Genomic DNA, 6,246 nt, shown 5'->3' on the forward strand with positions numbered 1-6,246 from the left:
GGCGCGGGCCGTGCGGATATAATCGTCGCCGAGCACATCGAGCATCGAGGCGCGAGTGAACCGCAGGATCAGCGCCGAGGAGACGATGCCGAGCGCAAAGGCGGGCAGCGTCAGGTGATACATCCGCTCGAAGAAGGTCGAACCGGGACCGCCATAACCTGAAACCGGGAAGAGATTGAGCCTGACGGCGAAGAACTGCATCAGGATCAGGCCGAGCCAGAAGCTCGGAATGCTAGCGGCAAACATCGCGAGCGTCGTTGCCGCCTGGTCGACGAAGGAGCCGCGCCGATAGGCGGCATAGATGCCGATCGGCAAGGCGATGATGCTGGCAATCGCAAGCGAGAACAGTGTCAGGAAGAAGGTCGGCTCGGCGCGGTCGAGCAAGGCCGAGGTGACAGGCATGTTGAGGAAGATCGACTGGCCGAGATCGCCCTTCAGCAGCTGAGCGATATAATAGACATATTGCAGGCCGAGAGACTGATCGAGGCCGAGCCGGGATCTGAGGTCGGCAATATCCTGCGGCGTCGCATCCGGCCCGAGCATGACGGCGGCCGGATCTCCCGGCGTCACGCGCACGATGACGAAGACGATCGTGACGACGAGAAACATCACGACGATCATGCCGAACAGGCGCTGGAGGATGTAGCGTATCATGAATGCCTGGCAAACCTTTGCAGATGCTGCAAAAAAGAAGACCGGTACCGGCCAGGGAAGGCCGGTACCGGTGGCGATGTTTACTTCTTGATCGACGCATTCCAGAAATACGGCCACGGAGCCGGCTCGACGCCTTCGAGCTTGGTCGACTCGGCCGAAACGGCGTTGAAGTCGCCGATCTTCATGAAGGGTGCGTCGGCATAGACGGCCTTCTGGACATCGGCCCAGAGCGCCACACGCTTCTTCGGATCGACTTCCGAAGTGAAGGCATCGACGGCGGCCTTGCGGGCCGGCGTATCCCACCAGCCCGGCGAGCTGGTCGAAAGCGAGCCGATGAGGGCCGGCTCCGGCAGGAAGGGGCTATGGGTGATGTAGATATCCCAGAGCTTCGGATCGGTGCGGCGCTGCGTCAGCGTCGCCCAGTCCACAACCTGCATATCGACGGTGAAGCCGGCAAGCTTCAGATATTCGGCGGCGACCTGCGCCATCTTGTAGTGGAACTCGTATTGGCGGCTGGTCAGAATCCGGATCGGTTCGCCGTTGTAACCGGCCTTCTTGGCGGCAGCGGCCGCCCCTTCCGGATCGGCGACGTTATAGGCGCCCTCGACGCCAGCATCCGTCGACCAGGCAAAGGTCTTCGGATAGATGGCGCCGTCGAGCGCGTAGAAATCCTTGCTGCCGAAAGCCGCGGCCAGCATGTCTTCCATGCTGAGCGCCTGGCGGATCGCCTTGCGGACTTCGACATTCTTGTTGATGCCATCGGCCGTGTTGAAGACGAAGACCGGATAACCGAAGGGCTTGAGGATGATCGGCTGCGAGGCGGTGGAGGCCTTCAGCTTGTCGTAGGATTCCACCGGGATCGAGTCGACATAATCATACTGGCCGGAAATAGCGGCCTCAACGCGGGTGTTCGGATCGGGCACCGGCACGAAGCGGATCTCATCGAGATATTGATGGCGGGCGCCGCCATAACCGTTGCTGTCGCCTTCGCGGGACTTATAGCCGTCGAAGCGGACGAGCTGGATATACTGGTCGGCCTTGCGCTCCTTCAGCATATAGGGACCGGTGCCGATGAAGTCCTTCATCGGCTCGTCCTGCTTTTCGGACGGGATGATGATCGCCGCCGAATTGTTGAAGGCGAGCAACGAGGTCAGCGGCGCATAGGGCTGCTTCAGCGTGATCGTGACGGTCGCCGGATCGACGGCGGTGATCTTGTCGATGAAGCCGGCCACCTGCTTGCCGCGCGAGGCGATCTTCATCCAGCGGCCGAGCGAGGCGACGACATCTTCCGAGGTCATGTCGGTATTGTCGTGGAACTTGATGCCGGTCCTGAGCTTGATCGTATAGGTTTTGCCGTCGGCGCTGATCTCAGGCAGGCTTTCGGCCAGAAGCGGCGTGACGTTCCAGCTCTTGTCAAAGGTGTAGAGCGTTTCGAAAATGTGCTGCGTGACGATGCCGACGAGATCGGCCGTCGACGACATCGGATCGAGCGTCGGCGGCTCACCGATCGTGGCAACGTTGATGACGCCGCCCTTTTCCTGGGCAAGGAGCGTCGAAGGCAGGGCGACGAGCGCAGTGCCGAGAAGGAATGCGACCAATGTTTTCATGTGAGGGCTCCCGATTTAGTTCCACAATTATGTAATTCATCTTTTTGTAACAGAATAGGAGATGGATCGATCCTGTCAAGCACGGGCGACAGATTATGCTCGCGGCGGATGCTGGGACACCGGAAAACACACAATCTTCGGCTGCGCCCGCCTGCACCAAGACCGCGCTTTATGCCAAGGTGGGTCCATCGCCCTGCGGTGAGGCTTTAACGGAACGGGAGAACAGGATGAGCATCGATTTCAACGACGGCAAGTGGCTGAACGAGCCGCCACACTGGCTGGCGAACGAAGCCGGCCTCAGCCTGACGACCGATGAAAAGACCGATTTCTGGCGGGAGACCCATTACGGCTTCACCCGAGACAGCGGCCATTTCCTCGCCTTTGCCACGGCCGATAGCTTCACCGCCCAAATCCGCGTCCAGGGCGAATTCCGCACCCTCTACGACCAGGCCGGYCTGATGGTGCGCATCGACGAGAAACGCTGGGTGAAAACAGGCGTCGAATTCACCGACGGCGAAGCCTTCCTCAGCACCGTCGTCACCGATGGCAAGTCCGACTGGTCTGTGGCGCAGCCTTTCAAGGAATTGGAGGATTTCCGCATCCGCGTGACCGTCGCCAACGGGGCGATGCGTATCCAGGCCTCACGCGACGGCAGCCGCTGGCCGCTGCTGCGGTTAGCGCCCTTCCCCGCCGCCGCGCACTACGAGGTTGGGCCGGCCGCCTGCACGCCGGAGCGCAGCGGACTGAGCGTGCGCTTTTCAGAGTTTTCGATTGGGGCGGCGATTACCAGGGATCTGCATGATTTGAGCTAGAGAGCGTCCTTTCGCACCTCTACCGCAAGAACAAGATCAAATGACTGCGAGTGCAGCGCAGCACACTTGACAAAGATAAGCTGCCTGTATTTTACTCAAGCCTGCGGATTAGGCAAAGGCCTGCCGCATTGACATGACTCCGATAGTCTCTGGGCAGTTTCGCCCCATGACGCCTCATCGCTCGATGGGACCAGCGTCGTGGGGTTTTTGATGTGGTCACTTCATGAATGACGCGCTGAAAATCGGCATCCTCTTTTCGACCACCGGACCCTACGGCTCGATGGGCCGCGACGCGCGCGACGGCGCCGATTTCGCGATGGCCGAATATGCCGGCGTCGAAGGACTGGCGATCGAACCGGTCTTCTTCGACCCGCATGCCGATCTTGCCGCCTATCTCGACGGCGCGCGCCATCTTCTGCGCGCCGGCTGTCGCCATATCGTCGGCACGATCACCTCGGCGGCGCGCAAGGAGGTCATCCCGCTCGTCGAGAAGMATGACGGCCTGCTCTGGTATATGTGCCCCTATGAAGGTTTCGAGGCCAACGAGAACGTCATCTATGTCGGCGGCTGCCCCAACCAGCATCTGCTGCCGCTGTTCGAGCACCTGATCCCGCGTTACGGCGCAAGGCCTTATCTCGTCGGCGCCAACTATGTCTGGGGCTGGGAGATGAACCGGCTCGCCCGCGAACTCATTACCAATGCCGGCGGCGAGGTGCTTGGCGAACGCTATCTTCCGCTCGAGGAAACCGCCGTCGAACGCATCGTCGCCGAGATCGCGCAGCGCCGCCCGAGCTTCATCCTCAACAATCTGATCGGCCCGTCGAGCTACGCCTTCCTGGAGGCGATCAAGGCCCTTGGTAATCGCGACCCGGCCTTCCGCGCGGAAAACTGCCCGGTCGTGAGCTGCGACCTGATGGAATGCGAGCTCGACGATATCGCCGCCGGCGCTGCCACCGGCCAGCTTTGCGCCGCTTCCTATTTCGACAGTATCGCGACCCCCGAAAACGCCGCCTTCAAGGCCCGTGTCACTGAGCGTCACAGCGCGGAGCGGCGTGTCTCCAGCGTCTTTGCCAGCGCCTATACGGCCGTCCGGCTCTGCGTCGACGCGATCGTCGCTGCCGGCGGTGACGAGCCCGACGCCGTCCGGCGCGAGCTCTACAATCGATCCTGGCCGACCCTGTTCGGCGCGCTTTCGATCGACCGCGAGACCAATCATGCCGCCCTGCCCTTCCATCTCGGCAGGATCAACGCCGACAACGGTTTCGATGTCGTCGCCTCGCGGCCGCCGCTCGCCGCCGACCCCTATCTGACCGGCCGCAACCGACAGGCCCTGCCGCGGCTGAGGGTGGTGTCATGAGAGAGACACCCAATTTTACCGGCTGGCAGGCGACGGTCCTGCATCGCGAGGACAGCAACACCGAAAAGCTGATCCGCCAGCTTCGCCTGCTCGGCATCCATGCAACGCTGCAATGGGCGCCGCTTTCGGCCGCGGCACTGCCCGATCTCGTCATCGTCGATGCCGACCAGGGCTGGGACGATCTGCTGCCCTGGAATGGTGAAACGCCTGYCTGCCCCGTCGTCGCCTTGCTTGGTTCGGAAGCGCCCGGCCGTATCGCCTGGGCGCTCGCACAGGGTGCCGGCGCGATCATCGCCAAGCCGATCGCCACATCGGCCGTCTATCCGGCGCTTGTCATGGCCGTCTCCATTCATCAGGAGCGCAAGACAACTGCGGAAAAGCTGCAATATCTCGAAGAGCGCGTCCGGCTGCGGCCGCTCGTGCACGCGGCCATCGGAAAGCTTCAGGCCGCACGCGGCATCGACGAGGAGAGCGCTTACGCGATCCTGCGCAACTGTGCCATGCGCCGCCGCCTGCCGATGGAGCAGATAGCAGCCTTCATCCTGGCGGGTGCCGAACCTCTGCCGGAGGCCGGCTAATGCATGTCTTGAAACAGATGGTCCGCCAGCCGACGGCCCTTTTCGGCCTGATCGTCGTTACACTCGTCATCGGGCTCGCCATTGCAGCGCCGTGGATCGCACCGTTCAGCCCGGATGAGCAGATGTTTGACGGCCTCTCGCTCGAAGGTGCGCCGCTGCCGCCGGGCGGTGCCTATCTGCTCGGCACCGACACGCTCGGCCGCGACCTCTTCTCCCGCCTGCTCTTCGGCGCCCGCACCTCGCTGATCATCGGCCTTGTCGCCAATGGCATCGCGGTGGCGATCGGCCTCTTCGTCGGCATCGTTGCCGGTTATCTCCGCGGGCTGCCGGGCAACATCCTGATGCGTTTCACCGATCTGATGATGGCCTTTCCAGCGCTGCTGCTCGCCATCGTGCTGGCAGCCCTTTTGAAGCCGAGCCTCTGGATCGTCGCCATGGTGATCGCGCTCGTCAACTGGGTGCAGGTCGCCCGCATCGTCTACACCGAGACTCGCGGCCTGGTGGAGCGCGATTTCATCATGGCCGAGCGCTCGCTCGGCGCCGGCCATATGCGTGTGCTCTTCATGCATATCCTGCCGCATCTCGTGCCGACGGCAATCGTCTGGGGAACGCTCGGCATCGCCACCACCGTGCTGCTCGAAGCCACACTCTCCTTCCTCGGCGTCGGCGTCCAGCCGCCACAGCCCTCCTGGGGCAACATCATCTTCGAGAGCCAAAGCTATTTCCAGGCCGCCCCCTGGCTGGTCTTCATTCCCGGCGCGATCATCCTTCTGACGGCGCTTTCCTTCAATCTGGTGGGCGACGCGCTGCGTGACATTCTCGACCCGACCCAGCGCGGGAGGGGCTGATGGCGTCACTCATGCTGCGCAGGCTGGCGCAGGCGGCTCTCATCCTGCTCGGGGTCGCGGCAATCACCTTCGTGCTGCTCTACGCCCTTCCGGCCGATCCGGCCCGCATGATCGCCGGCCGCAGCGCCACGGCCCAGACGGTCGCCAACATCCGCCATGAGCTCGGCCTCGACCAGCCGCTGCTGGTCCAGTTCGGCACCTATCTCGGCAATCTGCTGCATGGCAATCTCGGCCGCTCCTATGCGCAGAAGACCGATGTCTGGACGCTGATTGCCGCCCGCCTGCCGGCGACGCTGACGCTGATGCTTGCCGGCATCTTTGTCGAGGTGGTGCTCGGCCTGACGCTCGGCACCATCGCCGCCGTGCGCCGCGGCGGCTTCGTCGACCGGC

Annotated in this window: 7 protein-coding genes; 5 read left to right on the forward strand and 2 right to left on the reverse strand. The window is 62.8% G+C overall.

Translation table 11 applies throughout. From position 1 onward, the window contains the following. Together AC1D1Z_RS32580 and AC1D1Z_RS32585 are read right to left on the reverse strand one after the other, a co-directional pair. On the reverse strand, nt 1–654 hold a 654-nt coding region (locus AC1D1Z_RS32580), incomplete at its 3' end, for an ABC transporter permease (RefSeq protein WP_477852964.1). 80 nt (nt 655–734) lie between these two features. Then, on the reverse strand, nt 735–2,261 hold the full coding sequence (locus AC1D1Z_RS32585; RefSeq protein ID WP_446971871.1) for an ABC transporter substrate-binding protein: 1,527 nt from the start codon (nt 2,259–2,261) through the stop codon (nt 735–737). Nucleotides 2,262–2,488: 227 nt separating this feature from the next. Here AC1D1Z_RS32585 and AC1D1Z_RS32590 point away from each other — a divergent pair, with 227 nt between their 5' ends. From AC1D1Z_RS32590 to AC1D1Z_RS32610, 5 genes are all read left to right on the forward strand, one after another. Then, on the forward strand, nt 2,489–3,073 hold the full coding sequence (locus AC1D1Z_RS32590; protein ID WP_446971870.1) for a DUF1349 domain-containing protein: 585 nt from the start codon (nt 2,489–2,491) through the stop codon (nt 3,071–3,073). Between the two features lie 223 nt (nt 3,074–3,296). Next, the gene (locus tag AC1D1Z_RS32595) at nt 3,297–4,430 is read left to right on the forward strand and encodes a transporter substrate-binding protein (protein ID WP_477852967.1); all 1,134 of its coding nucleotides are present in this window, start codon (nt 3,297–3,299) and stop codon (nt 4,428–4,430) included. Beyond that, the gene (locus AC1D1Z_RS32600; protein ID WP_477852969.1) at nt 4,427–5,008 is read left to right on the forward strand and encodes an ANTAR domain-containing response regulator; all 582 of its coding nucleotides are present in this window, start codon (nt 4,427–4,429) and stop codon (nt 5,006–5,008) included. Before AC1D1Z_RS32595 ends, AC1D1Z_RS32600 begins: the two co-directional genes overlap by 4 nt. Then, nucleotides 5,008–5,856 carry an ABC transporter permease gene (locus AC1D1Z_RS32605; protein WP_028732597.1) on the forward strand — a complete coding sequence of 283 codons (849 nt, stop codon included), beginning with the start codon at nt 5,008–5,010 and terminating at the stop codon, nt 5,854–5,856. The genes AC1D1Z_RS32600 and AC1D1Z_RS32605 overlap by 1 nt, the downstream gene beginning before the upstream one ends. Then, on the forward strand, nt 5,856–6,246 hold a 391-nt coding region (locus AC1D1Z_RS32610; RefSeq protein WP_477852972.1), incomplete at its 3' end, for an ABC transporter permease. The genes AC1D1Z_RS32605 and AC1D1Z_RS32610, both read left to right, overlap by 1 nt.

Source organism: Rhizobium sp. P1_E1 (assembly GCF_056406015.1).

What these genes read in the sequence shown, in the direction of transcription:
- AC1D1Z_RS32585 (WP_446971871.1), bottom strand. Translation starts at nt 2,261, where the DNA reads ATGAAAACATTGGTCGCATTCCTTCTCGGCACTGCGCTCGTCGCCCTG.
- AC1D1Z_RS32605 (WP_028732597.1), top strand. Translation starts at nt 5,008, where the DNA reads ATGCATGTCTTGAAACAGATGGTCCGCCAGCCGACGGCCCTTTTCGGC.